The sequence below is a fragment of the Streptomyces spongiicola genome, from assembly GCF_003122365.1.
Lineage (GTDB): Bacteria > Actinomycetota > Actinomycetes > Streptomycetales > Streptomycetaceae > Streptomyces > Streptomyces spongiicola.
Genome location: NZ_CP029254.1, coordinates 3,232,076 through 3,257,867 on the forward strand (window position 1 = coordinate 3,232,076; position 25,792 = coordinate 3,257,867).

The 25,792-nt window shown below is 71.6% G+C and carries 26 protein-coding genes and 4 pseudogenes; 14 read left to right on the forward strand and 16 right to left on the reverse strand.

Annotated features, from left to right (window positions below; translation table 11 throughout):
- Positions 1-37: 37 nt before the first annotated feature.
- From DDQ41_RS14125 to DDQ41_RS14135, 3 genes are read left to right on the forward strand one after another with little or no spacing between them, the layout of a single operon-like run.
- Positions 38-1,384 (forward strand): replication initiator, encoded by a 1,347-nt coding sequence (locus tag DDQ41_RS14125; RefSeq protein WP_109294824.1) that lies wholly within the window; start codon positions 38-40, stop codon positions 1,382-1,384.
- The gene (locus DDQ41_RS14130) at positions 1,377-1,616 is read left to right on the forward strand and encodes a helix-turn-helix transcriptional regulator (RefSeq protein ID WP_109294825.1); all 240 of its coding nucleotides are present in this window, start codon (positions 1,377-1,379) and stop codon (positions 1,614-1,616) included. The genes DDQ41_RS14125 and DDQ41_RS14130 overlap by 8 nt, the downstream gene beginning before the upstream one ends.
- Complete coding sequence (locus tag DDQ41_RS14135) at positions 1,616-2,863, forward strand: tyrosine-type recombinase/integrase (RefSeq protein WP_109294826.1); 1,248 nt, start codon at positions 1,616-1,618, stop codon at positions 2,861-2,863. Before DDQ41_RS14130 ends, DDQ41_RS14135 begins: the two co-directional genes overlap by 1 nt.
- Before the next feature lie 80 nt (positions 2,864-2,943).
- On the opposite strand, the gene DDQ41_RS14140 is transcribed toward DDQ41_RS14135, so the two are convergent.
- On the reverse strand, positions 2,944-3,705 hold the full coding sequence (locus DDQ41_RS14140; RefSeq protein WP_109294827.1) for a phosphoglyceromutase: 762 nt from the start codon (positions 3,703-3,705) through the stop codon (positions 2,944-2,946).
- A gap of 146 nt (positions 3,706-3,851) precedes the next feature.
- Here DDQ41_RS14140 and DDQ41_RS32440 point away from each other — a divergent pair.
- A pseudogene (locus tag DDQ41_RS32440) lies at positions 3,852-4,082 on the forward strand (MFS transporter); the annotation flags it as partial.
- Between the two features lie 224 nt (positions 4,083-4,306).
- Here the strand turns inward: DDQ41_RS32440 and DDQ41_RS14150 are convergent.
- Complete coding sequence (locus tag DDQ41_RS14150) at positions 4,307-4,798, reverse strand: type III secretion system chaperone family protein (RefSeq protein WP_109294828.1); 492 nt, start codon at positions 4,796-4,798, stop codon at positions 4,307-4,309.
- Positions 4,791-6,134: a D-inositol-3-phosphate glycosyltransferase gene (gene mshA, locus DDQ41_RS14155; RefSeq protein WP_109294829.1), complete on the reverse strand. Its 1,344-nt coding sequence runs from the start codon at positions 6,132-6,134 to the stop codon at positions 4,791-4,793. Before mshA ends, DDQ41_RS14150 begins: the two co-directional genes overlap by 8 nt.
- A 340-nt stretch (positions 6,135-6,474) precedes the next feature.
- Here mshA and DDQ41_RS14160 point away from each other — a divergent pair, with 340 nt between their 5' ends.
- The 3 genes from DDQ41_RS14160 to DDQ41_RS14175 all read left to right on the forward strand — a co-directional run bounded on the left by DDQ41_RS14160 (position 6,475) and on the right by DDQ41_RS14175 (position 10,362).
- Complete coding sequence (locus tag DDQ41_RS14160) at positions 6,475-7,317, forward strand: class I SAM-dependent methyltransferase (RefSeq protein WP_109297728.1); 843 nt, start codon at positions 6,475-6,477, stop codon at positions 7,315-7,317.
- A gap of 352 nt (positions 7,318-7,669) precedes the next feature.
- Positions 7,670-8,719 carry a C40 family peptidase gene (locus tag DDQ41_RS14170; RefSeq protein ID WP_109294831.1) on the forward strand — a complete coding sequence of 350 codons (1,050 nt, stop codon included), beginning with the start codon at positions 7,670-7,672 and terminating at the stop codon, positions 8,717-8,719.
- A 245-nt stretch (positions 8,720-8,964) separates the two neighbouring features.
- Complete coding sequence (locus DDQ41_RS14175) at positions 8,965-10,362, forward strand: response regulator (RefSeq protein ID WP_109294832.1); 1,398 nt, start codon at positions 8,965-8,967, stop codon at positions 10,360-10,362.
- A 92-nt stretch (positions 10,363-10,454) separates the two neighbouring features.
- Here DDQ41_RS14175 and DDQ41_RS14180 read toward each other — a convergent pair whose 3' ends face one another.
- From DDQ41_RS14180 to DDQ41_RS14210, 7 genes and pseudogenes are all read right to left on the reverse strand, one after another.
- The gene (locus DDQ41_RS14180) at positions 10,455-10,787 is read right to left on the reverse strand and encodes a DUF2516 family protein (protein WP_109294833.1); all 333 of its coding nucleotides are present in this window, start codon (positions 10,785-10,787) and stop codon (positions 10,455-10,457) included.
- A gap of 156 nt (positions 10,788-10,943) precedes the next feature.
- Positions 10,944-11,642, reverse strand: a complete 699-nt coding sequence (locus tag DDQ41_RS14185) for a hypothetical protein (protein WP_109294834.1) — start codon at positions 11,640-11,642, stop codon at positions 10,944-10,946.
- Between the two features lie 34 nt (positions 11,643-11,676).
- The gene (locus tag DDQ41_RS14190; RefSeq protein WP_017945939.1) at positions 11,677-12,111 is read right to left on the reverse strand and encodes a helix-turn-helix domain-containing protein; all 435 of its coding nucleotides are present in this window, start codon (positions 12,109-12,111) and stop codon (positions 11,677-11,679) included.
- A gap of 197 nt (positions 12,112-12,308) precedes the next feature.
- On the reverse strand, positions 12,309-12,446 hold the full coding sequence (locus DDQ41_RS32445; RefSeq protein WP_245991518.1) for a hypothetical protein: 138 nt from the start codon (positions 12,444-12,446) through the stop codon (positions 12,309-12,311).
- Positions 12,447-12,460: 14 nt separating this feature from the next.
- On the reverse strand, positions 12,461-12,880 hold the full coding sequence (locus DDQ41_RS14200; protein ID WP_109294835.1) for a PIN domain-containing protein: 420 nt from the start codon (positions 12,878-12,880) through the stop codon (positions 12,461-12,463).
- Positions 12,877-13,098 carry a type II toxin-antitoxin system VapB family antitoxin gene (locus tag DDQ41_RS14205; protein WP_109294836.1) on the reverse strand — a complete coding sequence of 74 codons (222 nt, stop codon included), beginning with the start codon at positions 13,096-13,098 and terminating at the stop codon, positions 12,877-12,879. Before DDQ41_RS14205 ends, DDQ41_RS14200 begins: the two co-directional genes overlap by 4 nt.
- A 248-nt stretch (positions 13,099-13,346) precedes the next feature.
- A pseudogene (locus tag DDQ41_RS14210) lies at positions 13,347-14,102 on the reverse strand (putative RNA methyltransferase); the annotation flags it as partial.
- Between the two features lie 458 nt (positions 14,103-14,560).
- Between DDQ41_RS14210 and DDQ41_RS14215 the strand changes: the two are divergent.
- The 4 genes and pseudogenes from DDQ41_RS14215 (at position 14,561) to DDQ41_RS14235 (ending at position 18,517) form a co-directional block, all read left to right on the forward strand.
- Positions 14,561-14,899, forward strand: a complete 339-nt coding sequence (locus tag DDQ41_RS14215) for a hypothetical protein (RefSeq protein ID WP_109294837.1) — start codon at positions 14,561-14,563, stop codon at positions 14,897-14,899.
- Positions 14,896-15,468: pseudogene (locus DDQ41_RS32450) on the forward strand (hypothetical protein); the annotation flags it as partial. The gene DDQ41_RS14215 and the pseudogene DDQ41_RS32450, both read left to right, overlap by 4 nt.
- A gap of 585 nt (positions 15,469-16,053) precedes the next feature.
- Complete coding sequence (locus DDQ41_RS14230) at positions 16,054-16,554, forward strand: NUDIX hydrolase (protein WP_394342140.1); 501 nt, start codon at positions 16,054-16,056, stop codon at positions 16,552-16,554.
- A 307-nt stretch (positions 16,555-16,861) separates the two neighbouring features.
- Positions 16,862-18,517, forward strand: coding sequence for a penicillin-binding transpeptidase domain-containing protein (locus tag DDQ41_RS14235; protein WP_109294838.1), 1,656 nt, complete (start codon positions 16,862-16,864; stop codon positions 18,515-18,517).
- A gap of 301 nt (positions 18,518-18,818) precedes the next feature.
- On the opposite strand, the pseudogene DDQ41_RS33225 reads toward DDQ41_RS14235, so the two are convergent.
- Positions 18,819-19,025, reverse strand: a pseudogene (locus DDQ41_RS33225) (transposase); the annotation flags it as partial.
- A gap of 169 nt (positions 19,026-19,194) precedes the next feature.
- Between DDQ41_RS33225 and DDQ41_RS14245 the strand changes: the two are divergent.
- Positions 19,195-19,569: a helix-turn-helix transcriptional regulator gene (locus DDQ41_RS14245; RefSeq protein ID WP_109297730.1), complete on the forward strand. Its 375-nt coding sequence runs from the start codon at positions 19,195-19,197 to the stop codon at positions 19,567-19,569.
- A gap of 10 nt (positions 19,570-19,579) precedes the next feature.
- On the forward strand, positions 19,580-19,996 hold the full coding sequence (locus tag DDQ41_RS14250; protein ID WP_109297731.1) for a VOC family protein: 417 nt from the start codon (positions 19,580-19,582) through the stop codon (positions 19,994-19,996).
- Positions 19,997-20,340: 344 nt separating this feature from the next.
- On the opposite strand, the gene DDQ41_RS14255 is transcribed toward DDQ41_RS14250, so the two are convergent.
- The gene (locus tag DDQ41_RS14255; RefSeq protein ID WP_109294840.1) at positions 20,341-21,591 is read right to left on the reverse strand and encodes a GNAT family N-acetyltransferase; all 1,251 of its coding nucleotides are present in this window, start codon (positions 21,589-21,591) and stop codon (positions 20,341-20,343) included.
- 360 nt (positions 21,592-21,951) lie between these two features.
- Complete coding sequence (locus tag DDQ41_RS14260; RefSeq protein ID WP_109294841.1) at positions 21,952-22,605, reverse strand: RsiG family protein; 654 nt, start codon at positions 22,603-22,605, stop codon at positions 21,952-21,954.
- A 147-nt stretch (positions 22,606-22,752) separates the two neighbouring features.
- Here DDQ41_RS14260 and dtd point away from each other — a divergent pair, with 147 nt between their 5' ends.
- Positions 22,753-23,178, forward strand: coding sequence for a D-aminoacyl-tRNA deacylase (gene dtd / locus DDQ41_RS14265; RefSeq protein ID WP_109294842.1), 426 nt, complete (start codon positions 22,753-22,755; stop codon positions 23,176-23,178).
- Between the two features lie 170 nt (positions 23,179-23,348).
- On the opposite strand, the gene ygfZ is transcribed toward dtd, so the two are convergent.
- From ygfZ to DDQ41_RS14280, 3 genes are all read right to left on the reverse strand, one after another.
- Positions 23,349-24,314, reverse strand: a complete 966-nt coding sequence (gene ygfZ / locus DDQ41_RS14270; RefSeq protein WP_109294843.1) for a CAF17-like 4Fe-4S cluster assembly/insertion protein YgfZ — start codon at positions 24,312-24,314, stop codon at positions 23,349-23,351.
- A 10-nt stretch (positions 24,315-24,324) separates the two neighbouring features.
- Positions 24,325-24,762, reverse strand: a complete 438-nt coding sequence (locus DDQ41_RS14275; RefSeq protein ID WP_172607866.1) for a Fur family transcriptional regulator — start codon at positions 24,760-24,762, stop codon at positions 24,325-24,327.
- Between the two features lie 159 nt (positions 24,763-24,921).
- Positions 24,922-25,494 (reverse strand): FABP family protein, encoded by a 573-nt coding sequence (locus DDQ41_RS14280; RefSeq protein ID WP_109294845.1) that lies wholly within the window; start codon positions 25,492-25,494, stop codon positions 24,922-24,924.
- Between the last annotated feature and the right edge of the window lie 298 nt (positions 25,495-25,792).

Here is a 25,792-nt window from a genome sequence, read left to right on the forward strand (position 1 = left end):
CACCGCACACCCGCCCCTTGCAAGGAGGAACCCGCACATGAGTCCTGCGGCGCCGACCGCAGCCATTCGCCGGCTGGCAGCACTCGCCCGGCACGGCGACCTCAGCGCCTACGCCCACCAGATCCAGCGCCTCGGCGGCTGCGAGCGGCCCGTCCGGATGGAGGGCCACCGGCTCGACGTCCACGCCGCCACCGGGGAGATCGTCCGCGAGATCGCCGACCGCGACCTCCCGGCCGGACAACTCCTCATCCGCTGCAACAACCGCCGCGCCACCCGGTGCGCCTCCTGCGCCGAGATCTACCGCAAGGACACCTTCCACCTGGTCACCGCCGGACTGAGCGGCGGCAAGGGCATCGACCCGTCCGTCACCGGGCACCCGCGCGTCTTCGCCACCTTCACCGCCCCGTCCTTCGGCCCCGTCCACAACCGCCCCGGCGGCGGCCGGTGCCGCTGCGGACGCCTCCACCCCGACGACGACCCCGCCCTCGGCACGCCCCTGGACCCGGACCGCTACGACTACCGCGCTGCCGTCCTGTGGAACGCACACGCCGGAGCCCTGTGGGGCCGCTTCACCACCTACCTGCGCCAGCGCCTCGCCTCCCGCGCGGGCCTCAGCCGCTCGGCGCTGCGCCACTGCCTCACGGTCTCGTACGCCAAGGTCGCCGAGTACCAGCGGCGCGGCGCCGTCCACTTCCACGCCGTCATCCGCCTCGACGGCCCGGACGGCCCGGAGGACGCCCCGCCGGACTGGGCGACGACCGAACTGCTCACCGACGCGATCCGCTCCGCGGCCCGGACGGCCGAGGCGGCCGGCCCGGTCCTCGACGGCCGCGCGCACGCCTTCCGCTTCGGCGAACAGCTCGACATCCGTCCCATCCGCTCCGCCGACTTCGCGGGCACCTCGGAACTGTCCAGCCGCGCCGTGGCCGCCTACATCGCCAAGTACGCCACCAAGGGCGCCGAAACCGCGGGCACCCTTGACCGCCCCATCCGCAACCCGATCACCGACCTGATCGGCTCCGGCGTCACCGACCACGCCCGCCGCATGATCCTCACCTGCTGGCACCTCGGCGCCCTGCCCGAACTCGAGGACCTGCGCCTGCGCAAGTGGGCCCACATGCTCGGCTTCCGCGGCCACTTCTCCACCAAGTCCCGCGCCTACTCCGTCACCCTCGGCGCCCTCCGCCAGGAACGCGCGGACCACAACGAAGCACTCGCCCGCGAACGCGCGTCCGAGACCGGCCACCCGCTGCCCGACCCGGACACCGTGCTCGTCCTCTCGCACTGGCGCTTCGCCGGCACCGGACTGACCGCCGCAGAAGCCTGGCTTGCCGCTACACGCGAGCCCACTACAGGGGTGGATGGAGGGCCTGCCCATGGCTAGCCGACGCAGCGCCGTCGTGGACGTGGCCCCCGAGTCGAGTTCTTTGCCGTCCCGGTACCTGACTCCTGACGACCTTGTGGAGATGTTCGACCTGCCAAGCGTCGAGACGGTCTACCAGTGGCGCCGCAAGCGCACCGGTCCCCGCGGCTTCCGGGTCGGCCGGCACCTGCGCTACGACCCTGCGGATGTCCAAGCCTGGGTCGAGTCCCTGCGGGAAGGGACCGCCGCCTGATGGCCGGGCACATCCAGGACCGCTGGTACCGGACCGAGACCGGCCCGGACGGAAAGGCACGCAAGGTCAAGACCGAGCGCTACGGGTCAGGTCTCCGCTACCGCGCTCGCTACGTCGGTCCGGACGGCACGGAGAAGTCCAGGAGCTTCCCCGACCGTCAGAAGCGGCTCGCTGATCAGTGGCTGGCGCACATCGAGGCGGACATGGCCCGCGGGCAGTACATCGACCCGCGCGCCGCCCGGATCACCTTCCAGCAGTACGCCGAACGCTGGGTCACCACACAGGGCGCCGACCCGAACACCCAAGCCTCGATGGAGTCGCAACTACGGCTGCACGCCTTCCCCTACCTCGGCTCGCGTCCACTCGGCTCCTTCCAGCCGGCGCACATCCGGGATTGGGTGCGGCAGTTACAGGAGAACGGCGTCCGCGGGTCGTACGCCCGGACCATCTACTCCAACGTGCGGGCGGCGCTCAGCGCGGCCGTGGATGATGGTCACCTTCCCCGCAACCCCTGTGCCGCTCGGTCCGTCCGCCCCCCGAGCGTCGACAGCAGGCGCGTTGTGCCCTGGACGCCCGAGCGGGTCTTCGCCGTCCGAGCCGCCATGCCCGAGCGCTTCCAAGCCATGGTCGACCTGGGCGGCGGCTGCGGGCTCCGTCAGGGCGAGATTCTGGGCGTCGCCGTCGACGCGATCGACTTCGAGTCGGGCACCCTCCACGTGGTCCAGCAACTCAAGCTGAGCCGTAGCAAGCCCGTGTTCGCCCCTCCGAAGGGTGGCAAGCTCCGGGACGTGCCGCTGCCCGGTCCGGTTGCTGATGCTCTCCGGGCCCACGTGAAGCGGTTCCCGTCGGTCGAGATCACCTTGCCGTGGAAGGTGGCGGACGGGCCTCCGGTGACCAAGCGGCTGATCTTCACCGGTCCTCGTGGCGGGCACGTCTGGCGTACGTCACTCAACGAGGAGGCATGGAAGCGGGCACTCGCCTCGGCTGGCGTGATCCCCGAGCGGAAGCCCGGCGAGTCCTACGCCGAGTCCCGCGAGAACGGCATGCACGCCCTCCGCCACTTCTACGCCTCGGTGCTCCTGGACGCGGGAGAGAACATCAAGGCTCTCGCCGAGTACCTGGGGCACTCAGACCCCGGTCTGACGCTCCGCGTATACGCGCATCTCATGCCGTCGAGCCAGGAGCGCACCCGCAAGGCGGTCGCCGCCGTCTTCGACACGGCCCGGTCGGGCTCGTACCGCACCTGACGGCCCAGGGACGGCCCAGCGGCGGCGACAAGCCCCCTACCAGCAGACAAACCGCAGGTAGGGGGCCTATTCGTGCGGGCTTACTTCTTCTTGCCCTGGTTCCTGACCGCCTCGATCGCCGCCGCGGCGGCCTCCGGGTCGAGGTAGGTGCCACCCGGGTTGAGCGGCTTGAAGTCGGCGTCCAGGTCGTAGGCGAGCGGGATGCCCGTCGGGATGTTCAGGCCCGCGATGTCGGCGTCGGAGACGCCGTCCAGGTGCTTGACCAGGGCACGCAGGCTGTTCCCGTGGGCGGCGACGAGGACGGTGCGACCGGTCAGCAGGTCGGGGACGATGGCGTCGTACCAGTACGGCAGCATACGGACGACGACGTCCTTGAGGCACTCGGTACGCGGGCGCAGCTCCGGCGGGATCGCCGCGTAGCGGGCGTCGTGCGCCTGGGAGAACTCGCTGTCGTCGTCGATGGGCGGCGGGGGCACGTCGTAGGAGCGCCGCCACAGCATGAACTGCTCCTCGCCGAACTCCGCGAGTGTCTGGGCCTTGTCCTTGCCCTGAAGGGCGCCGTAGTGGCGCTCGTTCAGCCGCCAGGAGCGGTGCACCGGGATCCAGTGGCGGTCCGCGGCCTCCAGCGCGAGCTGGGCGGTGCGGATGGCTCGCTTCTGGAGGGAGGTGTGCACCACGTCGGGCAGCAGACCGGCGTCCTCGAGCAGCTCGCCGCCGCGGACGGCCTCCTTCTCGCCCTTCTCCGTGAGATTGACGTCCACCCAGCCGGTGAACAGGTTCTTGGCGTTCCACTCGCTCTCGCCGTGGCGGAGGAGGATCAGCTTGTACGTCGCGTCGGCCATGCGGCCGAGCCTAATCGACGCCCCGCACGGCCGACGACGGACGTCCGCCGACAGTTCGCCGACAGTTCCACGGCCTCCCGGAGAGCCCTACCTGTAATTCGCCCAGCGATGCAGGAGCACTTACACAACCTCTGGGGGATGCCCGTATGTCCACAGCCACGCTCAAACGGGCCGCCAAGGAGAGCGTTGCCGGTCTGCCACCAGGCCCTCTGATGGTCGTGGACCGGCACCCCGGTCGACCGGCTCGGCGCTTTGGCCACCACCCTCACGGTGTCGTACCGCACGCTGGAGCGCGGCTGCTCCGCGTCGTACGCCGGACTCGTCGCAGTCCTGCGCGGCTCGGCGGTGTCGTGTCGTCGCCGGGTGCCGGTGTCATGGCCGGAGCGCGTCACCAGGTCAGGACCCAGGACCGGCAGCGCAGCGCAGGGCAAGACAGGGCAGGGCAGGGCGCAGGGCCGAGAGCCTCGGATCGGCCTGCTGCCGGCCGGCCCGGCGGGGACGCCGGATCGAACCGGGTCGAACCGGGTCTGCCGGATCGGACCGGGTCTGCCGGATCGGACCGGGGACGCCGGATCGAACCGGATCGGACCGGGGACGCCGGTCAGTCCGAGGCCCGCTGGGTCAGATGCGTGAACGCCTCGAGATTGCGGGTGGATTCGCCGCGCGCGACCCGCCAGGCATACTCCTTGCGGATGGCGGCGGCGAACCCGAGTTCCAGCAGGGAGTTGAACGCGCCGTCCGCGGCCTCCAGCACCGTCCCGAGCAGGCGGTCGAGTTCCTCGGGGCCGACCGCCGACAGCGGCAGCCTGCCGACGAGGTAGACGTCGCCGAGCCGGTCGACCGCGTAGCTCACCCCGTACAGCTTGAGGTTGCGCTCCAGCAGCCAACGGTGGACCCGGGCCTCGTTCTCGTCGGGGTGACGGATGACGAAGGCGTTGACGGACAGCGTGTGCCGGCCGACGCGCAGGGAGCAGGTCGTGGCGAGCTTGCGCGTGCCGGGGAGGGTGACGACGTAGGCGCCCGGTTCCGGGCACTCCCACTCCAGCTCCGCGCTCTTGAGATACGTCTCGATGATCTGCCGCGGGTCAGCCATGGTGGGAGCGTACGCGACGGCGGTACTCGTGCATGGCGGCCGTGTAGACGTCGGCGGTGGCCGAGGCCGCCGTGTCCCAGCCGAAGCCGCGTGCGTGCGCGGCGGCCGCCCCGCCCATCCGGGCCGTCAGGTGGGGGTCGTCGACGAAGCGGCGCAGTGCGCGGGCGTAGTCCGCGGGGTCGTGGCCGGGCACCAGGAAACCGGTCGTCCCGTCCCGCACGGCCACCGGCAGCCCGCCGACCGAGGCTGCGACGACGGGTGTGCCGGCCGCCTGCGCCTCTATGGCGACCAGCCCGAACGACTCACTGTGCGAGGGCATGACCAGCACCGACGCCGCTCGGAACCAGTCCGCGAGCCGGTCCTGCGCGACCGGCGGCCGGAACTGGACGACATCGGCGATGCCCAGACCGGCAGCCAGTTTCTGGAGGCCCTCCGGCTTGGACAGTCCGCTGCCGCTCGGGCCGCCCACTATCGGGACCACGATCCCGGAGCGCAGCGAGGGGTCCTCCTCCAGCAGCAGCGCAACGGCCCTCAGCAGTACGTCGGGGGCCTTCAGCGGCTGGATGCGACCGGCGAACAGCGGGATCACGGCGTCCCTCGGCAGGCCCAGGCGCGCACGTGCGGCCGAACGGCCGTCGGCGACCCGGAAGCGGTCGAGGTTCACACCGGGGTGGACGACGGCGACCTTCGCGGGACGGGCCCCGTAGTGGCGGACCAGTTCGCCGGCCTCCTCGGCGGTGTTGGCGATCAGCCGGTCGGCGGCCTCGACGATCTGGGTCTCGCCGATCACCCGGGCCGCGGGCTCGGGGGTGTCCCCGTCCGCGAGCGCGGCGTTCTTGACCTTGGCCATGGTGTGCATGGCATGGACCAGGGGGACGCCCCAGCGCTCGGCGGCCAGCCAGCCGACGTGGCCGGACAGCCAGTAGTGGGAGTGGACGAGGTCGTAGTGGCCGGGCCGGTGACCCGCCCAGGCCTGCATCACCCCGTGGGTGAAGGCGCACAGCTGCGCCGGCAGGTCCTCCTTGGCCAGTCCCTCGTACGGGCCGGCGTCCACGTGCCGGACCAGCACGCCAGGCGCCAGCTCGACCGCGGACGGCAGTCCGCCCGTCGTGGCGCGGGTGAAGATCTCGACCTCCACGCCGATGGCCGCGAGCCGCCTGGCAAGCTCCACGATGTAGACGTTCATCCCGCCCGCGTCGCCGGTGCCCGGCTGGTGCAGGGGCGAGGTGTGGACACTGAGCATGGCCACCCGGCGCGGTCTGCGGTGGTGGCCGGGGAGCCGCAGCCGGGGCGGCGCCGCCAGGGTGCCGGCGAGCCGGGACACGTACTGGCTCACGGGGACAGTCCTCTCGGCTCTTGTACACGGGCATGGCGAAGAAGGGCGATCACGGCCCTCCGAAGCCGCTCAACAGTGGAACCGCCTCTTTCATTTCCGCTCCTCGCTCCCCTTTGCCCAATCGTTGCCAAGTGCGCGCCGGCGGAGACACAGGGATACGGGGACGAGGGAGACGAGGGGACGAGGGAGACGAGGGGACGAGGGAGAACACGGGGCACGGGGCGCAGGGGACAAGGGGCACAGAGGCACAGAAGGCACAGCAGTACTGGGGGCACAGGAGCACGGGGGCACGGGGGCACGGGGGCACGGCGCCGTTCTCGTCCGGTCTACCCTCGTGTCCATGCCTCCGCGCCCCGTCACACCCCCGCCCCGCCCCGTGGGCACGGTGACGCGCGGCACCACCAACCCGAACCGGCTGCGCCGCATGGACCGCTGGATCGCCGCCGTGTGCGGCCCGGCGCTCCGCCGTTCGGGAGCCTCGCCCGTCGCGGTCGACCTCGGATACGGCGCCGCTCCCTGGACCGCCGTGGAACTGCTGGAGCGGCTGCGCGCAGCCGAACCGCGCACCCGGGTCGTGGGCGTCGAGATCGAGCCTGCCCGGGTGGAGGCCGCTCGTGCGTACGCGCGGGAGGGGCTGAGCTTCGTTCACGGCGGCTTCGAGGTGCCGCTGCCCGATCCCGTCCGCCCGCTGGTGATCAGGGCCGCCAACGTACTCCGCCAGTACGACGAGGAGCGGGTCGCCGAAGTCTGGCGGCGGCTGTGCGGGCGTCTCGCTCCCGGCGGTCTCCTGGTAGAGGGGACCTGCGACGAGATCGGCCGCCGGCACGTGTGGGTGGCGCTCGGCCCGGACGGCCCGAGGACCGTCACGTTCGCCACCCGCCTCGGCTCGCTGGACCGCCCCTCCGACCTCGCCGAACGCCTGCCCAAGGCACTCATCCACCGCAATGTGCCGGGGGAACCGGTCCACGCGTTCCTTCGGGACTTCGACCGGGCGTGGGCGGCCGCGGCACCCTACGCCTCACTCGGTGCGCGGCAGCGCTGGATCAGGGCGGTGCGGCTGCTGGCCGCGGACTGGCCGCTGACGGACGCCCGCACGGACGGACGGCGGCGTTGGCGGCAGGGCGAGGTGACCGTCGAGTGGTCGGCGCTGGCCCCGGGTTCGTCCGTCGGAAGCCGCTGCTGACAGACGCCGGGCGGCACCCGGCACCCGGCACCCGGCACCCGGGGCGGGAACGCGGTCCGGTGCCCGTGCGTCGGAACGGCGGGGATCGGGGATCGGGGATCGGGGATCAGGGATCAGGGATCAGGGATCAGGGATCAGGGATCAGGGATCGACGGCTGGTCCGTCCGCAGGAACGGGTGGGTGTGAAGGGTGACGGGCCGGAGCGCGGACGGGTGACAGAAGCGGCCGGGGCGGAATTGCCCTGTCACTTCGGCTCGCGTCGTGGCACCATCGCGCCGAAAGCCGTAAGTTACTGACGGTAAATCATATTTAGAGTGCCGAGAGTCGTCTGGCTATGTCCGGAGGGGGACTTGTGAACCGACGCCGCCATGCCGCCGCCGTCACGGTGGTGGGCGCCGTGACACTACTGGCCGCACCGGGCCAGGCCTTCGCCGCGCCCCAGCCGCCCGAACCGCCCGAACCTCCCCGCAAGAGCCTCGAAGAGGTACGCCGGGAACTCGACGGGCTCTACCGCAGGGCCGCTTCGGCCACGGACGCGTACAACCTGGCGGAGGAGCAGGCCGAACGGCAGTCGGCGCAGATCGTGAGGCTGGCCAAGGAGATCGCCGCGGGGCGGGCCAGGATCGACGACCTCAAGGACCGGGCCGGCGCCACGGCCCGCGCCCAGTACCGGGGCGGCGGCCTGCCGCCGGAGGCGCAGCTGGTCCTCACCGACGACCCGCACCTCTTCCTCGACGCCGCCGGACGCATCAAGGCGGGCGGCAAGGCGACCAGGGACCTCCTCGGCGAACTGAACAGGAATCAGGCCGACCTGACGGCCTACAGCAGGGAGGCCGGCGTCCAGTGGGCGCTGCTGGAGGCGAACCGGGTCGAGAAGGAGAAGCACAAGAAGGAGATCAACGAGCGGATCGCCGCGGCCAGGAGGATAGAGGCCCAGCTCAAGAAGGAGGAGCTGGCGCGGCTGCGGAAGCTGGAGCGGGAAGCGGCGGACGAGGCCCAGACGGCGTGGCTGGGTTCCGGCGTCCTCAAGGAGATCGACGGCCGTGCGAGCGAGCAGGGCAGGGCAGCCGTGGCGTTCGCGACCGGGCAGATCGGCAAGCCCTATGTGTGGGGCGCGGAGGGGCCGGGCTCCTACGACTGCTCCGGACTGACCTCGCAGGCCTGGGCGGCCGCCGGGCGCGGGATTCCGCGCACCTCGCAGGAGCAGTGGCGGCGGCTGCCCCGTGTCGACGTCAAGGACATGCGGCCGGGCGACCTGGTCATCTACCACGCGGACGCCAGCCACGTGGGGATGTACGTGGGCGACGGCGCGATCGTCCACGCGCCCCGCCCCGGGCGGAGTGTGACGCTGGCGGGTGCGGGCTCGATGGCGATCCTCGGGATCGTCCGACCGGACAAGTGAGCGAAACCACAGCAAACCGTACGGAGTGAGCCGGGTCACGAGGGAGTCGCGTGACCCGGCTCACCTGCACCGGGTGACGTTCGTCATCACCCGGGGGACAACTACGCCCTGATGCGCGGCATATGCCATTCGCTCTCCCCGGAACGCCATTCCCCCGCACCCCCCGCTACCGCTATGGTCCCCGTCGGGTGGGACGTCGTTCGTCGACCCGCCGCGCCCTCGGGGGGAGGGAAGGAAGCTCACCGATGCCCGTACCCGTGCCGCGCCAGCGGACCGGCTCACCAGTCGCCGCAGGCCCCGCCGCCACAGCGCCGGTCCCCGCACGTCCCGTCCCCGCCGAACCGACGCCGGAGCCCGCCGCGGGCACCGTGCCGGACTCCGCCGCCGAGCCGACGCCGGAGTCCACCGCGGGCCCCGTGCCGGACTCCTTCCCACCCGTCCCGGAGTCCGCCGGAGGAGATCTCACGCTCCTCGTCATCGAGGACGACCCGGCAGGCACCTTCACCGTCCCCGAACTGCTCGGCGCCGCCGGCACACGGGTCCGCATCCGCACGGCCCGCAACCTCACCGAGGCCGAGCGGCTCCTCACCGACGACATCCACTGCATCCTCGTGGATCTCGCGCTGCCCGGCTCCGCCCGCGAGCGCGCGGAGGGCGACGATCTGGCCGTGCTGCGGCACGTGCTGCGCATCGCGCCGAAGCACGCCGTGCTGGCGCTCGCCGCGGACGCCGACTCCGAGCGCGCCGCCGAGGCCGTGAGGGTCGGGGCACAGGACTTCCTGCACCGCGACGAGCTGGACGGAAGGGTCCTCAGCCGGGCCATCCGCTACGCGGTGGAACGCAAGCGCGCCGACGGCGCGCAGGTGAAGCTGGCCGAATCCCGGCTGCGGGCGCAGGAGAACGCCCGGCTCGAGCGGGGGCTCCTGCCCACGCCCCTGCTCCAGGGCAGCGACCTGCGGTTCGCGGCCCGCTACCGCCCGGGACGCTCGCGCGCCCTGCTCGGCGGGGACTTCTACGACACGGTCCGCACCCCGGACGGCACCGTCCACGCGATGATCGGCGACGTCTGCGGTCACGGCCCCGACGAGGCCGCCCTCGGCGTGGAACTGCGCATCGCCTGGCGGGCGCTGACCTTCGCCGGGATGTGCGGGGACGAGCTGCTCTCCACGCTCCAGCAGGTACTGGAGCACGAGCGCGAGAGCGACGAGATCTTCGCGACCCTCTGCACGGTCGACATCGCCCCGGACGGCCGGCACGCGGGCCTGTGCCTGGCCGGCCACCCGTCCCCGCTCGTCGTCCGCCGGGGACGGCCCGCGCAGCTGCTCCCGTACGAGAGCGGCGGCCCGGCACTGGGCCTGCTGCCACGCGCCCGCTGGCCGCGCCGGCAGGTGGAGCTGGGGGCCGCGTGGAGCCTGGTGATGTACACGGACGGCCTGATCGAGGGCCGGATCGCACCGGGCGGCGACCGGCTGGGCCAGGAAGGCATGGTCGACATGGTCAACCGCCAGCTGGCGGCCGGACTCAGCGGCGAGGCGCTGCTGGAGGCCGCGGTGGCGGAGGTAAGGGAGATGAACGGCGGCGATCTCACCGACGACGTGGCGGTGCTGCTGCTGGACCGCGACCGGGTGCACGACCGCGGCTGAGGACCGGCTGCGGCCGGTCCTCGGCGATTGCGGGTGCGCGCCGTGCACAGGAGCCCGCCCGGCCGCGCGCGCCGCGTGGCCGGCCCTACCCCCTACCGTCCACCGTTGTAGGGCCCGTACGGCCCGTCACTGCTGGAGCCGCCGCGCCGGCCGCCGCCGGACACCTGCTGGAGCGCGGGGCGGACGTCGACCAGAAAGACGATCGTCGCGATCAGGCCGGCGATCTGCAGGAACAGCATCGGAATGATCAGGTTCACGGCGACCGTGACACCGAGCAGGATCAGCCAGAGCATCTTCGACTGCTTGCCCGCCGCACGGTAGGCGTCCTCACGGGCGAAGGCGGCGAAACCCAGCGCGACCACCGCGAGGACGAGCATGGCCAGGTTGAGCAGCCAGAGAATCGTGCCGAATCCCTCGAGCAACATGCTGTGCACCGCCTAGTGGGTTGAAGCGCGCCCCGACCAGGTACGGCCGGGACAAGGCCAACGTACCCGCACAACGGGCCGGGAACCCGAAAGGTGCCCGGCCCGTGGGGGATGCGCCCCGGTCGTAGCGGCTCGGCCGCTCACGGAGCGTTACCGCTACCTGCCTGCCTGCGGGCCGGTGGACTTCTTCGCCACGGGCTTGCGGGGCGCGGGCTTGCGGGCGGCCGGCGGCGCCGGCTTCCTGTCCTCGGCCCTGGCCGCCGGCTTCGAAGCGGCCTGTGGCTTCACCGCGCCGTTCGCGGCCTTCGGCGCCTCCGCCCTGGGCGAGGGCTTCGGCGCGGTCTTCGGCTCGGGCCTGGGTGCGGGCTTCGGCGCGTTCTTCGGCGCGCTCTTCGACTGCGCCTTGGGCTCGACGGCCACGGCGATCTCGGCGATCTCCTCCGCGGCCTCGCCTCGCCACGCCTTCACAGTCTGCTCACCGTGCTCGGCGACCTTCTCGTAGGTCTCCCGGGCCCGCACCGCGTACTCCGCGGCCACGCCCACGCCGCGCAGCGCCAGGTCCTGCGCGTTCTCGCCGAGCTTCTTCAGGTCGGTGTCCAGGCTCCCGAGCACCTCGGTCACCTTGGCCTGCATGGTGGCCTGGGCCTCCCGGGCCTGGGCCGCCATCTTCGCCTGCACGGCCTTCGGGTCGGTCTCGCGCACCGCCTCGATACGGGCCGGCGCCTCGGTACGCAGCTGCTCGATCAGCGTGGGCACCTTCTTCGCCTGCTGCACCGCGAGGTCGGCCGTGCCGGCCGCGAAGTAGAAGGGGGTGGGGTCGGTGAGGGTCTTGCGCAGGTCATCGGTGATGGCCATGACTGTGGTCCTCCCGGATCGCAGATTCGTCGTTTCAGACTTCGGGTGATGAGGGTTGGTCGGCACCACTTCCTGCGGCCGTGCGGGGGCCGTCCTCAGCGGTGTCCCTATCCGTATCGGCGTCGAAGCCGTTCTCCTTGCGGAACGATTCGTAGATCTGCAGCAGCACCTGCTTCTGCTTCTCGTTGATCGAGGGGTCGGCCAGGATGACGGCCCGGGTCTCCAGCTCGTCCCGCTCCCGCTCGTCGAGGATCCCGGCCCGCACGTACAGCGTCTCGGCGGAGATCCGCAGCGCCTTGGCGACCTGCTGCAACACCTCCGCGCTCGGCTTGCGCAGCCCGCGCTCGATCTGGCTCAGATACGGATTGGACACCCCGGCCGCGTCGGCGAGCTGCCGCAGCGACAGCTGCGCGCTGCGCCGCTGCTCGCGGAGGTAGTCACCGAGGCTGCCGACGTTGAGGGATGCCATGGTGCCGATGGTGCGCCATCGACGCTAACAATTGCAAGCAGCTGCTTGCAAAAGTGCGCTCCATCACCCGGGCGGCGGAGTGAGCCTGAGCACGACGGGTGTCCGTTCCCAGTGTTCGTGCGGACTCCCGCGGGATCTGCTCGGTGACGTGATCGGGTCCCGGCCGACCTGCGCAGCGAGGTATCTCGCAGGTTGTCCTACAGGCGCCGCGCGACGAAGACGAACTCCGTGCCCGGCCTGTCAGTAGCGTCGCCCACGTCTTCCACGACGTACCCCGCTGTCGGCTCGGCCGGGTGCGTGATGAAGGCGGGGCTCCGGTGTACTCGTGTGTCCACGACGGCCAAGGGTGCTAGAGGCCTGGGGCGTTGCGCACATTCCGCTCGCTGACATCGGGCAGGAAGCGGGCCACGGTGACGAAATCAGCGTCGTCGTGCAGTACAACCAGTCCATGATGCACGGCGGTCGCGCAGATCATCAGGTCGAGTGGCCCGGCCGCACCGAGCGCCCCCTTCTCCGCGAGCGCGTACTGGGCTGTTTCAATCCAGTCCCACAACCTCTTCGGGAGAGGTACGTCGGGGTACAGATCCATGAACATTTCCCCCATGGCCTCGTACTCCACGGAGTTACGCGCTGAGCGCCGGAACTCGGCCCGCTGGGGAGCGCACGACCCGATGGCCCGGAGGGTGGTGGTCTCCAGCCACGCGTCCCGCAGCTGCTCCTCGCGCAGGAGGCGCCACAGACCCGAGGAGTCGAGCAGGTAGTGGATCACGCGCCACCGTGCTTGTCCTCGACGCGGCGCTGCAGCCAGCCCTCGTAGTCCCACTGCTGGGCGGCGTGGAAGTGCTTGGCTACGAGAGCGGCCCGCTCATGGCGTTCGGCGTACTCGCGAAGGGCGGCATTGACCACATCTTTCTTGGTGCCACCACCGGCGACACGCATGGCCTTCTCCAGCACATCGTCATCAAGGTCGATCGTCGTCACGCTCATACCGGACTCCTCTATTCAAGGACAATATTCAGTATATGTATCCGCGGGGTGCACGTCCGTCACCGGCGCGTTCCGCCCCCAGACCTCCTGTCGTGGTTCGCTGAACGCCGACGGACGAGGTCGCGGCTTCGCCCCGGGCGGACCGCATACCTTCATTCGGACGGCCCACCCTCCCAGAGTTGCCAGAAAGGGTGGGGCGCCAAGCGCTGAACGGTTCGTCGGTCGGTAGGCGTGTCCGCCGCTCGTGGTCACCGAGGCTGGTAGGAGGTGGCCAGGACGGAGACGGTGACCTGGCCAGGCAGGGGACCGTGATCGCTCAGGTCCGCATGGGTCAGGTGGCGTGCGCTCGGTGTCATCCCCACCAGGTCGATGGCTTCTTGCCTGGTCAGGGGTGTGGTGTATTCGGCCTGCTGAGTACCGGCGGCCTGGAAGTAGGGGCCCGATGCCCGCTGCAGGCGCTGTTCCTTGTCCGGGTCGATCGTGACCATCGCGGGGACCTGGCCCCGTAGCTCGGCCAGATGCCGCTCGACGGGGCGCACCACGATCAACCGGCCAGTCGGACGGAGTGCTCGGTGGAACTCGGCCGGGTTGCGCGGGGCGAACACGTCCAGCATCACGTCGACCGTCTGGTCGACCAAGGGGAACGGGCGGAAGACGTCCCAGCTCGCAGCAGCGGCTCGCGGATGGGCTCGGGCCGCCGAGCGCAGGGCGCGTACTGACGCGTCCAGCCCCGGGCCGCGGGCGCCGGGCAGTTGATCGAGCACGCCGGCCAGGTAGTGGCCGATGCCGCATCCGATGTCCACGACCGCGCCTTGACCAGGCAGGACGTCGACTGTCACACGGGTCAGGGGCCGGCGAACAGGGGCGTACCCGCCGGTGGACAAGAACTGGTTTCGGGCCTGAACCATGGCTGCGTCGTCACCGCTGGTGGCGTGGGCGCCCGTCAGGAGGCTGACGTAGCCCTGACGGGCGACGTCGAAGGTGTGGCCCGACGGGCAGCGCAGTCAACCACGGTACGGCGAACAGGTTCGTGGTGCCGTGCCGGACGTGGTCGGCGGTGCTCGGGATCGCTGAACGTCTCCTCGACGCCGACGACGAAGAGCAGGCTCGCGAGCGCATGTTGCCACTCATCCGCCAGGTCTGCGATCTCGACCAAGCCCTCTCGTTCCATCTGTCTCCGGCGCCGAGCATGGATCTCGTTCCCCCTGCGGATCGTCGTCATGAACCACTACAAACCAGACGGCGCCGGTGCACCAGATCATCGCCCGTGGCCCGATCCACTCGGGCGGGCAAGGGAAGTCGGGCGGGCAAGGGAAGTCGACCGCGCAAGGCTGTCGCCGTGCCTCTCGGAGCCATCCTGAATCTCGTCACATGGCGTGGTCCAGTTGTGTACAAGCCGGGAAGCGGCTGGCCTGTGCGTCCTGCCGGATGCGTCGTCTTCCCGCTGAGAGATCATGCGGGCATGGCGACTTGGATCCGCACCTACGACGACGAGAGCGAAAACCGGTCGTACTTCGAACTCGACGACGAGGAATGGGCGCTACGGCACATCGACCTGCAAGGGCTGCCGCGCCAGCCCGTGACCGCAGCCTCGCTGGCGGAGGTCATCGAGATCCGTGACCGCGGCGACCTCGCGGCCATGGCCGCCTACGAGCGACGGTACGGCGTCCTCGCCGAAGGCGCCGTGCGCGGCTGGCGAGAAACGGACGGTGCCGCCGAGATCACCCGCCAAGAGTTCGAGTCGACGTGGGCCGCTGCGCGAGAGACCCTCGACGCGGATCGTACCGAGGAGACGACTTGATCACGGAGTATGAGCAGAAGCTGCGCGAGCGCTATCTTGCCGCCATCGTCATGCCGGCTCCCGAGCCGTGGCAGCCCGTGACGGACCACAGGACGCCCATCGGAGGCCTTCTCGGTATCGGATTCGCCGTGTGTCCCGACAGCGGCCACGACCTCGTCATGGTCGTGTCCAGCGACGGCCATGGGCTCTTCGATGCGGTAACCGGCGAGAAGATTGCCCGCGACCGGAACCCTGACCCGGAAACGAGCACCCCCGACGCCGACCCGGACCTCACCTGCCCCGGGCTCGGCCCAATCGCGGGCGTCCCGGTACGCATAGCCGGACTCTTCGGCGGCGGACTGCACAGCACCACGCCGGACGGCTGGACCCTGGACATCGTCAGCCCCGAGTGGCCCCACGACCGAGTCATCCTCTCCGCCGACGGCGGGTCCCACAAAGGCCCGGCGGGAGGGACGTGGTGGCACGTCTTCCACTCCGAGTACTCAGAACTCCGCGCGGCCGGGTTCTCCCCCTCCGGCCGGACCCTGACGGTCGCCACCAGCAGCGACCTCACGCTCTGGACCCGGCCCGAAACTCCACTTCGGCGACTGAGCGGACAGCGGGACACCGCACGAGAGGAGGACGGGCGAACCGGGGGAACCCGTCGGGATGCCGGGCGGCCGGACCACGGCCCGCGAACCCGCCAGGGCGGCGCTTCCCGCCGGAGGCGGCTTCGTCGTACGGGACGGCAGCGTTCCCAGCCAGGAGCTCCGCAGGCATCCACGCGGCCCGCCTCCGAGGGGCGAGAAAGCGAGGTACCGGGACTCTCGCCCTGCCGTCCACCGTCGACATCCTCACCCGGCCCGAAACCGGTCGGGTCGAGATCGGCTGCATCTTCGCACCGGACCGGACGTGGGCGTGCATGCTCTTCCTCGCCGACGACACGGGCAGTCCTTGCCTGCACGGGAGTCCGCCAAGCCGAGCGGTGACAGTTGTCCTGCTCAAGTGACAACCATCGTGCACAGGCACGGCGGAGTGGGAGTGAGCGCGACAGGTGTCGCACTGCGCGACGAGCGTCGTCGCCTCGTGCGGCCTCCTGGCGCAGGCGCTCCGGGCCGGCCTCCGCGAGCCGCCGACGAACCGCGCTGTCGGTGGGCTCTGCCAGGGTGTGGTTCGTGGATGAACCGGTGGAGCGTGTCGACGGTCGAGATCGCGTGCTGGGGGTGGTCAGCCGCCGGCAGGCCGTCCGGGAGGGCTGGCTGCACCGGGTCGCCGTGACGGTGTGTCGTGATGAGAATGGCCGGATCCTCGTCCACCGGCGGTCGGAGCAGTTGTCGCGCTTCCCGGGGCTCTATGAGGTCGCGGTCGGTGGCGCTGCGAATGCCGGCGAGTCCCATGAACAGGCCGCCGCCCGGGAACTGGCCGAAGAGCTGGGCATTCGTGCGCTGCCGCGCCTGCTGTTCACGTTCACCAACCGCAGCGGCTTGAGCCCCCACCGGCTCGGCGTGCACGAAGCCGTGGTGCCGAATGCCGTGGCTCCCGATCCCGATGAGGTCGCCTGGCACGGCCGGCTGACCGAGCCGGAACTCAGCTCGGCCCTGCCGGAGCGGCACTTCACCCCCGACAGCCACGAAACCCTCAGCCGGTATCTCGCGTTCCGGAGCGCGCACTCCTGACCTTGCCCGCCTCGCGGGCGGGGTCCGGCTGACCGATCCCGTCCGGACCACCTCTTCACCACCGTCGGGCACCCCTCCCTTCGGCCGCGTCGAACTCCGCCGCGGGATGACGGACTACGTGCGCGGACGGTCGTTTCGGAGCCTGAGTCCGCGTAGGCGCGATTCGGTATGCGTTCCGGTCGGGCAACGATCGGTTCTGCCGACTCAGGGGTGACATTCGGCCCCGTAGAGTTCACACGTATCAATGTCTTGAACATGTTCGTATGCCGGGTCGTCCGTACGGGGGCTCTTGGGGAGGGGCTGCACCATGCGCAGCGGAGTGAAGACCGCCTTCGTCGGCGGCGTGTTCGTCCTGGTGGCGGGCGGGGCGGGGTTCGCGGGCTACGGGATGCCGGGCGGGGACTCGGAGGGTGCGGGCCCCGGTGGCACGGACGCCGTGCCGCTGAACTCGTCCGGGTCCGGGTCCGGGGATGTTGGGGAGGTTACTGCCGAGGAGGTCGAGCGGACGTCGCGGGACTTCCTGGCGGCGTGGGCCCGCGGGGACGCGGACGCGGCGGGGACGCTGACCGACGACCCGGCGGCGGCCCGGGAGGCGCTGCGCGGCTTCCGGGAGACCGGGCATGTGGAGAACGCCGTGGTCACACCGGGCACGGCGAACGGCGCCACGGTGCCGTACACGGTGAAGGCGACCATCAGCTTCAGGGGGCACGAGAAGGAACTGGCGTACGCCTCGGAGCTGACCGTGGTACGGGGCAGGAGCAGTGGGCGGGCGCTGGTGGACTGGCGGCCGACGGTGCTGCACCCGAAGCTGGTCGAGGGCGCGACCCTGCGGACCGGTGAGGCGGAGACGATCCAGGCGGTGGACCGCGAGGGCCGGGAGCTGACCGCCGAGGAGTACCCGTCGCTGGCCCCCGTGCTGGACACCCTGCGTACCCGGTACGCGGACGGGACCACGGGCGAGTCCGGCGTCGAGACCTGGATCGAGCCGGCCGACGCCGACGCGCCGAACCGGACGCTGCTCACCCTCGCCAAGGGAAGGACGAAGAAGCTCCAGACGACGCTGGACGCCGACGTACAGGCCGCCGCCGAGCAGGCGGTGAAGAAGTACGACCGGGCCTCGGTGGTCGCCGTCCGGCCCAGCACCGGCGAGATCAGCGCGGTCGCCAACAGCCCGGCCGGCGGGTTCAACGTGGCGATGGAGGGGGCGCAGGCCCCCGGCTCCACGATGAAGATCGTGACCGCGGCGATGATGCTGGAGCACGGCCTGGTCGGCGGACCGACCTCCCCGGTCGAGTGTCCGAAGGAGGTGACCTGGTCGGGCCGGACCTTCCACAACAACAAGAACTTCTCCATCGCGAACGGCACCTTCCGGGACAGCTTCCGCCGTTCCTGCAACACCTTCTTCATGAAGGCGCTGGGCCCGCTGAACGCCAAGGGCGTGGAGGACATCGCCCTGAGCCAGACGGCCCGCAAGTACTTCGGCCTGGGCGGAGTGTGGTCCATCGGGATCGTCTCCACCGACGCCCGCATCCCGGTCTCGACGGGCCCCGAGACGGCCGCCTCCTACATCGGCCAGGGCAAGGTCACCATGAACGCCCTCAGCGTCGCCTCCCTCTCGGCGACCGTGAAGAACGGCGCGTTCCGCCAGCCGGTGATCGTGCCCAGGGAGATGATCAAGGGCGAGCTGACCACCGCCCGGCCGCTGCCCGGGAACATGGCCGCCATCCTGCGCAGCCTGATGGGCGCTGCCGCGACCGACGGCACCGCCGCCAAGGCGATGTCCGCGGTCAGCGGCGACAAGGGAGCCAAGACCGGGTCGGCCGAGGTCGACGGGCAGAGCGACTCCAACAGCTGGTTCACCGGCTACGCGGACGACCTGGCCGCCGGCTCGGTCGTCCAGTCCGGCGGCTACGGCAGCGGGCCGGCGGGCAGCGTCGTCGCGTCCGTGCTGAACGCACGGTAGGACGGAGTCGGTCCGTTCGGCAGCGCGGGGACGGCCGGACGGGCCGAGGCGCACGATACGACGGCGGAGGCTTCCACGCCGTGGCCGGTCTCGTGCCCGTACATCCACACGGGGCCGACCGAGGGGCACAGTAGCGGGCAGAGTGCCGTTCACGGAGGGGTTCTGCCCCGCCGGCCCCTCGAAGGAGGGCCCACGACGAGGGTAGTGGCAGCGGCGGGCCCTGGCTTGGCGGCGCAGGCGCCGGCCCGACCAACTCAGCGCGCGGGTGCGGGCGCGGGGATGCCGGGGTGCGTGAGCTGCCAGGAGGCGCCGCACTCCTGCGGACGATCGCCGCGGCGATCGCGTTTCTGCTGGCAAACTCCCGCTCGTCGGGGACCTCGGCGGCCTGGCAGCGGTCACGTTCGTTGGTCCAGGACTTGGGCGGGTAGAACTCCCGGTCCACCAGGGTGCGGCCGGCCGTGCTCGCGTAGGCGGCGAATACGCCGATCTGGCAGTCCTCGGTGCGGCCGGGGCCTGCGGGCTTCGGCCTGCGGGCTGCGGGCTGCGGGCTGCGGGCTGCGGGCTGCCGTACGGTCGCTTCCGGCTCCCCTTTCCCGCTTCCCGGTGGCCGGTACCGTGTCCCCGTGTCCCGAACACCCCTCTCCGACCTCGTCAGGCTGCGCCGGGCCCGTGACGCGATGGACCGCGACTACGCGCAACCCCTGGACGTACCCGCGCTGGCGCGCATCGCCCTCATGTCGGCGGGGCACTTCTCACGCAGCTTCCGGGCCGCATACGGCGAGACGCCCTACAGCTACCTCATGACCCGACGGATCGAGCGGGCCAAGGCGCTGCTGCGGCGTGGCGACCTGTCGGTCACGGAGGTCTGCATGGAGGTCGGCTGCACCTCACTGGGCTCGTTCAGCTCGCGGTTCACCGAACTGGTCGGCGAGAGCCCCAGCGCCTACCGCGCCCGCGGCCACGATCACGGATCCGCCATCCCCGCCTGCATCGCGAAGATCCGCACCAGACCGGTCAGGAACGGAGAAGCGGGCGGCCCCACCCGTCCGTAGCGTGGCGGACATGGACATCAATCTTTCGCAGTGCTTCATCGCCGTCGACGACCACGACAAGGCGCTCGCCTTCTACCGCGACGTACTCGGTCTCGAGGTGCGCAACGACGTCGGGTTCGAGGGCATGCGCTGGGTGACGGTGGGCTCGCCCTCGCAGCCGGACGTGGAGATCGTCCTCGAGCCGCCGCTCGCGGATCCGAACGCCACGGAAGCCGACCGCCGGGCGGTGGCCGAACTGCTCGCCAAGGGCATGCTGCGCGGTGTCATCTTCCGGACCGGCGACGTGGACGCCACGTTCGAGCGGATCCGTGCCGCGGGGGCCGAGGTGCTGCAGGAGCCCTTGGACCAGCCGTACGGCGTCCGCGACTGCGCCTTCCGCGACCCGGCGGGGAACATGCTGCGGTTCAACCAGCCTCGCGACGCGTAGCACCCGGAGCCGGGGCCGGGCCGGGGGCCGGGGGCCGGGGCCGACGGGGGAGCGGGACGGCGCGGGCAGGAGGCCCCTCGCAGGCAGGCCCGGTCATACGGGCCTGCCCCCGGACCTGCCCGGCTCGGGCCTCCTCCCGGCGCATGTCGGCCCTGGCCCGGGTCGGCCCCGGCGCGTGACCGGCGACGGGACATACGGGCAGCGGCGGGACGGGGCGGGCCCTCAAACGGTGCGAGTGGTGGTCGGACGTGAGCGACGTGGACGGGAGGGCCATGGGCTGCTCGTCACCCACCCCGCCCACCCCGCCCACCGCACCGACCGCACCGACCGCACCGGCCAGGTGCTCAGAACATGTCCGGGCACCATGCCCGACGCGGCGCCCTGAACACCGCGTCGGCCAGGGCCGCCGCACCCGCCCGGTGCTCCGACACCCGCCCCAGCGCCATCAGCCGGAGCATCGACTCGTCTCCCAGGTACACCGAGCCCAACGCCCCGAGGTCGAGGGAGAGGTCTGCCGCCACCCCGGTCGGCGAGCACTCGGCCTTGCCGTCGGACGCCACCTCCAGCCGGAACCGGCCCCCTGCCTGCCCCAGTGGGTCATGCACCTCCAGCACCAGCCTGCCCGGGATGCCGTAGGTGCGTGCCTCCAGCGCCCGCACCACGTCCAGCACCCGCACCCACAGGAAGTCGGCACAGGTGACGGTGCGGGCGGCACGCGGGTCGGGGAACAGCAGCGGGAGCAGATCGTCGGGGGCACGGCGCCCCGACCTGACCGTGGTGACCCAGTCCACCGAGCACACGAAGTGCCACAGTGCCCGCTCGGCGGCGGGCGAGACCGTGATCAGCTTCTCGACCTCCAGGGCCGTGTCGGGCTGCCCCGCGTCGGACCAGCCGGACGCCGCGGCCCGGTACACGGCCAGCCCCTCCACGTCACCGGTCGCCGAGCGGTACAGCGCGTAGAACGGCTCCCTCCAGGGCTCGGGCCCCGCCGGGACCACTCCGGTGTTCAGCTGCCACCAGCGCGCGTCGCGGTCGGCGGCCCCGGCCCGGTCGGCGCGGAAGCGGTCGTACAACTCCGGACCGAGCTTGCGCACCTCCTCGCCGTCGGCCAGGTCGATCCGGGCACCGTCCCCGGGACCCGGCCGGCGCGGGTCGAGCCCGGTGCGCGCCACGTCGATGCTCCACTCCGTGAACCAGGTCGCGGGGCCGAATCCGTACCGCCCGTAGATGGGGAACTCGGCCGCGATCAGCGTCGAGACGATCTCACCCCGCTCCTTCGCGGCCGCGAGGTCGGACGCGATCATGCTGGTGAGCAGGCCCCGACGGCGGTGCGTCGGGGAGACGGTGACGTTCGAGACGGCGTTCGCCGGTACCGCGGCACCGCCGGGGACCGTGAGCTGCTGGGTGTAGGACCGGTAGGTCGCCACGCAGCGGCCCGCGTCGAAGGCCCCCCGCACCCGGGGCATGTCGAAGTGCGCGAGCCGGTCGGCGGCCAGTTCCTCGCTGACCTCCGGGGACTGCAGGAACCCGATCCTGCATGCACGCAGCCAGTCGGTGACCTCGGACTCGGTGACAGGACGCACATCAGGGCTCATGGCACCCACGCTATGCCGCCCGGCCTCACCCGTCACAGCGATTACGGCGCCCTCCGGCGGGCGAGCGGGCACGCAGGCAAGCGGGCAAGCGGATAAGCGGGCGGCCGGGCCGGCCTGGCCGGCCGGCGAGCAGGCCCGGTGTTCCCACGCCCGGCCGTGAGCCGGGTGTGGGACCGGATGTGGGACCTGCCCTGAGCCGGGCGGGGTCGGGGTGGGGTCGGCGACGTGGTCGGGCGTGGCCGGGCGGGGTCGGCCTTGTCGTTCGACCTCCCGGGCCCAAGGGCTCCGTTCGCGAGCCGCGCAGGCCGTGCCACGGCGAGCCGACAGCCCGCGGTCGCGGTGCGCGGGCCCCGCGGCACCTCAGGTGAGCAGGTCGTCCACCTGTGCTTCGCCTTCGCGGTACCGACGGGCGATCTCCGCGCTGCACTCGTCCGCGGTGCGCTGCAACTGCTGCCGCTGCCCCGAGACCTCCTGCTCGTAGCCCGCGAGCCGCCCCATCGCGGCGCGCAGTTCGTCGTCCGTGCGCGCGTCCAGGTCGGACAGCTCCACCTCGGAGAGCATCTCCGCCGCCAGCAGCCGGTACTCCTCGCCGCGCGGCTCGGACAGCGTGACGTGCCGGGCCGAACTGCCGCGCCGCGACGGCGGGTCGGCGAGGATCCGCGAGAGCCGGTCGACCACGGCGGCGTCCGGTCCCGGCCGCTCCGGTCCGGAGCCCGCGGTGGGGAGCAGCGGCGAGGGCGGTGCCGATCGCCGGGTCAGCTCCGCGCGCAGGATGTCGACACGGCCCTGCAGCAGCCGCCGCACATAGCTCAGGTCGGCCTCGTCCCGCTGGGACTCCTTGCGCAGGGCCCGGAGTTCCGGCAGCCGCAGTACGGCGAGATCGCGCCCACCGGCGGAGTCGGAAAGGCTTTCGCCGGTGCGCTGCGCGGGCGGGCGGACGGTGGCGGCCCCCGAGCAGGCACCGCGGGTCGTCTGTACGGGACCGGGCGACTGCCCGGTGCCAGGTGTGATCATGCGTGAATCAGTCCCCTCGTCCGGTGCCTGAGGTCTCCCCCGGGCCCGGAGGGCCGAAGGGATGCACCGACTCCGTGCATCGTGCCACTACGAACGGTGCCCATGCAGGCGGTCTGCACCCGTTCAGCCCCCGATAGGTTGGCCTGTATGCGTGCAGTGGTGCAGAGGGTCGACGGCGCGAGCGTCGTGGTGGCCGGTGAGACCGTGGGAGAGATCGTCGGCGAGGGGCTGTGCGTCCTGGTGGGGGTGACCCACGGGGACACGTCCGAGCAGGCGGCGCAACTGGCCCGCAAGCTGTGGTCGGTGCGGATCCTGGAAGGCGAGAAGTCCTGCTCGGACGTGAACGCTCCGCTGCTGGTGATCTCGCAGTTCACCCTCTACGGGGACGCCCGCAAGGGTCGCCGGCCCACCTGGAACGCCGCGGCACCCGGCGATACCGCCGAGCCGCTCGTCGACGAGGTGGTGGCGCGGCTGCGGGCGCTGGGAGCGCGGGTGGAGACGGGCCGGTTCGGGGCGCGGATGAGGGTGTCGCTCACCAACGACGGCCCGTTCACGGTGCTGCTGGAGGTGTAGGCGGTGCCGGCCTCCGTCCGCGGAGGGCGCGGGGCCGGCACCGCCGTCACGAGGAGTGCCCGGGGCGGGTTGCGGGAGTCCCCCTGACCCGCCGGCCTGCTGACCTGCTGACCTGCTGACCTGCCGGCCTGCCGGCCTTCCGGCGGACGGAGCTACTTCCGCAACACGTCCTACGGCTCGACCACGACCTCCTGTGCCGCCGCCGTGCTCCCCGCCACGAGTTCCGCGTCCACCGGCACGTTCCGCTTCACCAGGGCCAGGGCGATCGGCCCCAGCTCGTGATGGCGTGCCGACGTCGTGACGAAGCCGAGCTGCCTTCCGTCCGCGCCGTCCGCCGCCAGCCGGACCGGCGTACCGTGCCCCGGCAGATGCACCTCGCTGCCGTCGAGGTGCAGGAACACCAGCCGGCGCGGCGGCTTCCCCAGGTTGTGGACGCGCGCCACGGTCTCCTGCCCCCGGTAGCAGCCCTTCTGAAGGTGAACGGCGGCGCCGATCAGCCCGAGCTCGTGCGGAATGGTGCGGTGGTCGGTCTCGAAGCCCAGCCGCGGGCGGTGCGCCTCCACCCGCAGGGCCTCGTGCGCCAGGACACCGACCGCCGGGCCGTTGGCCGCGGCGTACGACTCCAGTGCGGCCCGGGGCAGGAACAGGTCGCGGCCCTGCGGGGTCTCCCGTACGACCACGCCCTCGGGCACCTCCGCGATCGAACCGGCGGGCAGGAACACCACGGCGAACTCGTCCGTACGGTCCGCGATGTCCACCTGGTAGAAGAACCTCATCGACTCCAGGTACGCGAGGAGTGCCTCCCGGGTCCCCGGTTCGACGTGGGCCCACACCGTCTCGCCGTCGTCCACGAGGTACAGCGCGTGCTCGATGTGGCCGTGCGCGGAGAGGATCAGGGCTTCGGTGGCCTCCCCGGGGGGCAGCTCGCTGACGTGCTGGGTGAGCAGCAGATGCAGCCAGGCCAGCCGGTCCTTCCCGGAGACGGTGATCACGCCCCGGTGCGAGAGGTCGACGATACCGGTGCCGTCGGCGAGGGCACGCTGCTCGCGGAACAGATCGCCGTAGTGCGCGGCGACACCTTCGTCGCGCCCCTCGGCCGGGACGGCGCCGGGCAGGGACAGCAGAGGGCTCTTCATGAGCCCAAGCCTACGACCGGCCGTCTGCGGCACTTCCCTCGCACTTCCGGCACCGGCCGAAGATCGCGAAGTGCTTCATGTCGGTGACAAAGCCGAACTGCTCGCGCAGTTCCGCGGTGAATCCGGCGGCCACGTCGACGTCCGCCTCGATCACTTCCCCGCAGTCACGGCAGACCAGATGGAGGTGGTGGTGCCGGTCTGCGAGGTGGTAGGTGGGGGCGCCGTGCCCGAGATGGGCGTGCGAGACCAGGCCCAGCTCCTCCAGCAGCTCCAGGGTCCGGTAGACCGTCGAGATGTTCACCCCGGACGCGGTCCTGCGCACCTCGACGAGGATGTCGTCGGGCGTCGCGTGCTCCAGTGTGTCGACGGCTTCGAGGACGAGCTGACGCTGCGGGGTCAGACGGTAGCCGCGCTGCCGCAGATCACTCTTCCAGTCGGTGCTCACCACGCGTCCAGTGTAGGCAGCGGGCGCCGGGGCCGGGGCGGGACGGCGGTCGCTCCGCGCCCCCGGTTGCCGCGCCGGCCGGCCGCGGGCGGTACGGGGGCGCGGGCGGTACGGGGAGGCCGCGCGTACCGGGGACGCGCGTACCGGGGACGCGCGGAGAGGTCACTTGAAGAAGGCGATGCCGTCGTCCGGGAGGTCACCGAGGTCCTTGGCCCATGCCTCGACCTGCTCGGGCGTGACGGTCTTCTTCAGATGGGCCGACATATAGGGCCGCAGCGGCACCTCGGGGGTGGACTTCTCACCGACCCACATCAGGTCGCCCTTGACATAGCCGTAGAGCCGCTTGCCGGCGGAGTACGGCGGAGCGGAGACGGTGTGCGCGACCGCGTCCGTGGCCAGGTCGATCTGCGGCTTCCCGTCCGCGAGATCGCCGTACCAGATCTCCACGACGCCCTGGTCGCGGACCATCACGACCTCGACCTTGCGGTCCTTGTCGATCCTCCAGTATCCGGACTCGCTCTCCAGCGGGCGGACCTTCCTGCCCTCGGAGTCCAGCACCCAGCTGTGCGAGACGTATTCGATGAAGTCCCGGCCGTCGTGGCTGAAGGTGACGGACTGGCCGAAGTTGCACTTCTCCGAGCCGGGGAAGTCGGACACGCCCGCGCCCTCCCAGGTGCCGAGGAGAAACGCGAGCGGCACGAGGTCGGGGTTGAGGTCTGAGGGGATCTCGATCATGGCTGGCTCTGTCGGTCAGTGGGATGGGGACTAGCGCTGGCCCTGGTACAGCTTCTTCACGGCCAGGCCGGTGAAGGCGAGGACGCCCACACACACCAGGACCAGCAGCAGTTCGAAGAAAACAATCACGGGTGCTCCTCGGGTGAGCGCGAAGGCAGATCGGGCCGCACCCCAGCTTAGTGGGCGGGGGCGCGGCCCTCTCCGCGAGGTCAGCCCGGCGGCCCCGGCGGCCTCTGCGCAGTCCCCCGGCGGCCCGGGCCCAGGTGTTCGGCCGGCCGGCCGGGCCATCCGGCACGAC

Coding starts and splice junctions, on each gene's coding strand:
- DDQ41_RS14125 (WP_109294824.1), top strand. CDS start 38: ATGAGTCCTGCGGCGCCGACCGCAGCCATTCGCCGGCTGGCAGCACTC.
- DDQ41_RS14130 (WP_109294825.1), top strand. CDS start 1,377: ATGGCTAGCCGACGCAGCGCCGTCGTGGACGTGGCCCCCGAGTCGAGT.
- DDQ41_RS14135 (WP_109294826.1), top strand. CDS start 1,616: ATGGCCGGGCACATCCAGGACCGCTGGTACCGGACCGAGACCGGCCCG.
- DDQ41_RS14140 (WP_109294827.1), bottom strand. CDS start 3,705: ATGGCCGACGCGACGTACAAGCTGATCCTCCTCCGCCACGGCGAGAGC.
- DDQ41_RS14150 (WP_109294828.1), bottom strand. CDS start 4,798: ATGGCTGACCCGCGGCAGATCATCGAGACGTATCTCAAGAGCGCGGAG.
- DDQ41_RS14160 (WP_109297728.1), top strand. CDS start 6,475: ATGCCTCCGCGCCCCGTCACACCCCCGCCCCGCCCCGTGGGCACGGTG.
- DDQ41_RS14175 (WP_109294832.1), top strand. CDS start 8,965: ATGCCCGTACCCGTGCCGCGCCAGCGGACCGGCTCACCAGTCGCCGCA.
- DDQ41_RS14180 (WP_109294833.1), bottom strand. CDS start 10,787: ATGTTGCTCGAGGGATTCGGCACGATTCTCTGGCTGCTCAACCTGGCC.
- DDQ41_RS14185 (WP_109294834.1), bottom strand. CDS start 11,642: ATGGCCATCACCGATGACCTGCGCAAGACCCTCACCGACCCCACCCCC.
- DDQ41_RS14190 (WP_017945939.1), bottom strand. CDS start 12,111: ATGGCATCCCTCAACGTCGGCAGCCTCGGTGACTACCTCCGCGAGCAG.
- DDQ41_RS14205 (WP_109294836.1), bottom strand. CDS start 13,098: ATGAGCGTGACGACGATCGACCTTGATGACGATGTGCTGGAGAAGGCC.
- DDQ41_RS14215 (WP_109294837.1), top strand. CDS start 14,561: ATGGCGACTTGGATCCGCACCTACGACGACGAGAGCGAAAACCGGTCG.
- DDQ41_RS14235 (WP_109294838.1), top strand. CDS start 16,862: ATGCGCAGCGGAGTGAAGACCGCCTTCGTCGGCGGCGTGTTCGTCCTG.
- DDQ41_RS14245 (WP_109297730.1), top strand. CDS start 19,195: ATGGACCGCGACTACGCGCAACCCCTGGACGTACCCGCGCTGGCGCGC.
- DDQ41_RS14250 (WP_109297731.1), top strand. CDS start 19,580: ATGGACATCAATCTTTCGCAGTGCTTCATCGCCGTCGACGACCACGAC.
- DDQ41_RS14255 (WP_109294840.1), bottom strand. CDS start 21,591: ATGAGCCCTGATGTGCGTCCTGTCACCGAGTCCGAGGTCACCGACTGG.
- DDQ41_RS14260 (WP_109294841.1), bottom strand. CDS start 22,605: ATGATCACACCTGGCACCGGGCAGTCGCCCGGTCCCGTACAGACGACC.
- dtd (WP_109294842.1), top strand. CDS start 22,753: ATGCGTGCAGTGGTGCAGAGGGTCGACGGCGCGAGCGTCGTGGTGGCC.
- ygfZ (WP_109294843.1), bottom strand. CDS start 24,314: ATGAAGAGCCCTCTGCTGTCCCTGCCCGGCGCCGTCCCGGCCGAGGGG.
- DDQ41_RS14280 (WP_109294845.1), bottom strand. CDS start 25,494: ATGATCGAGATCCCCTCAGACCTCAACCCCGACCTCGTGCCGCTCGCG.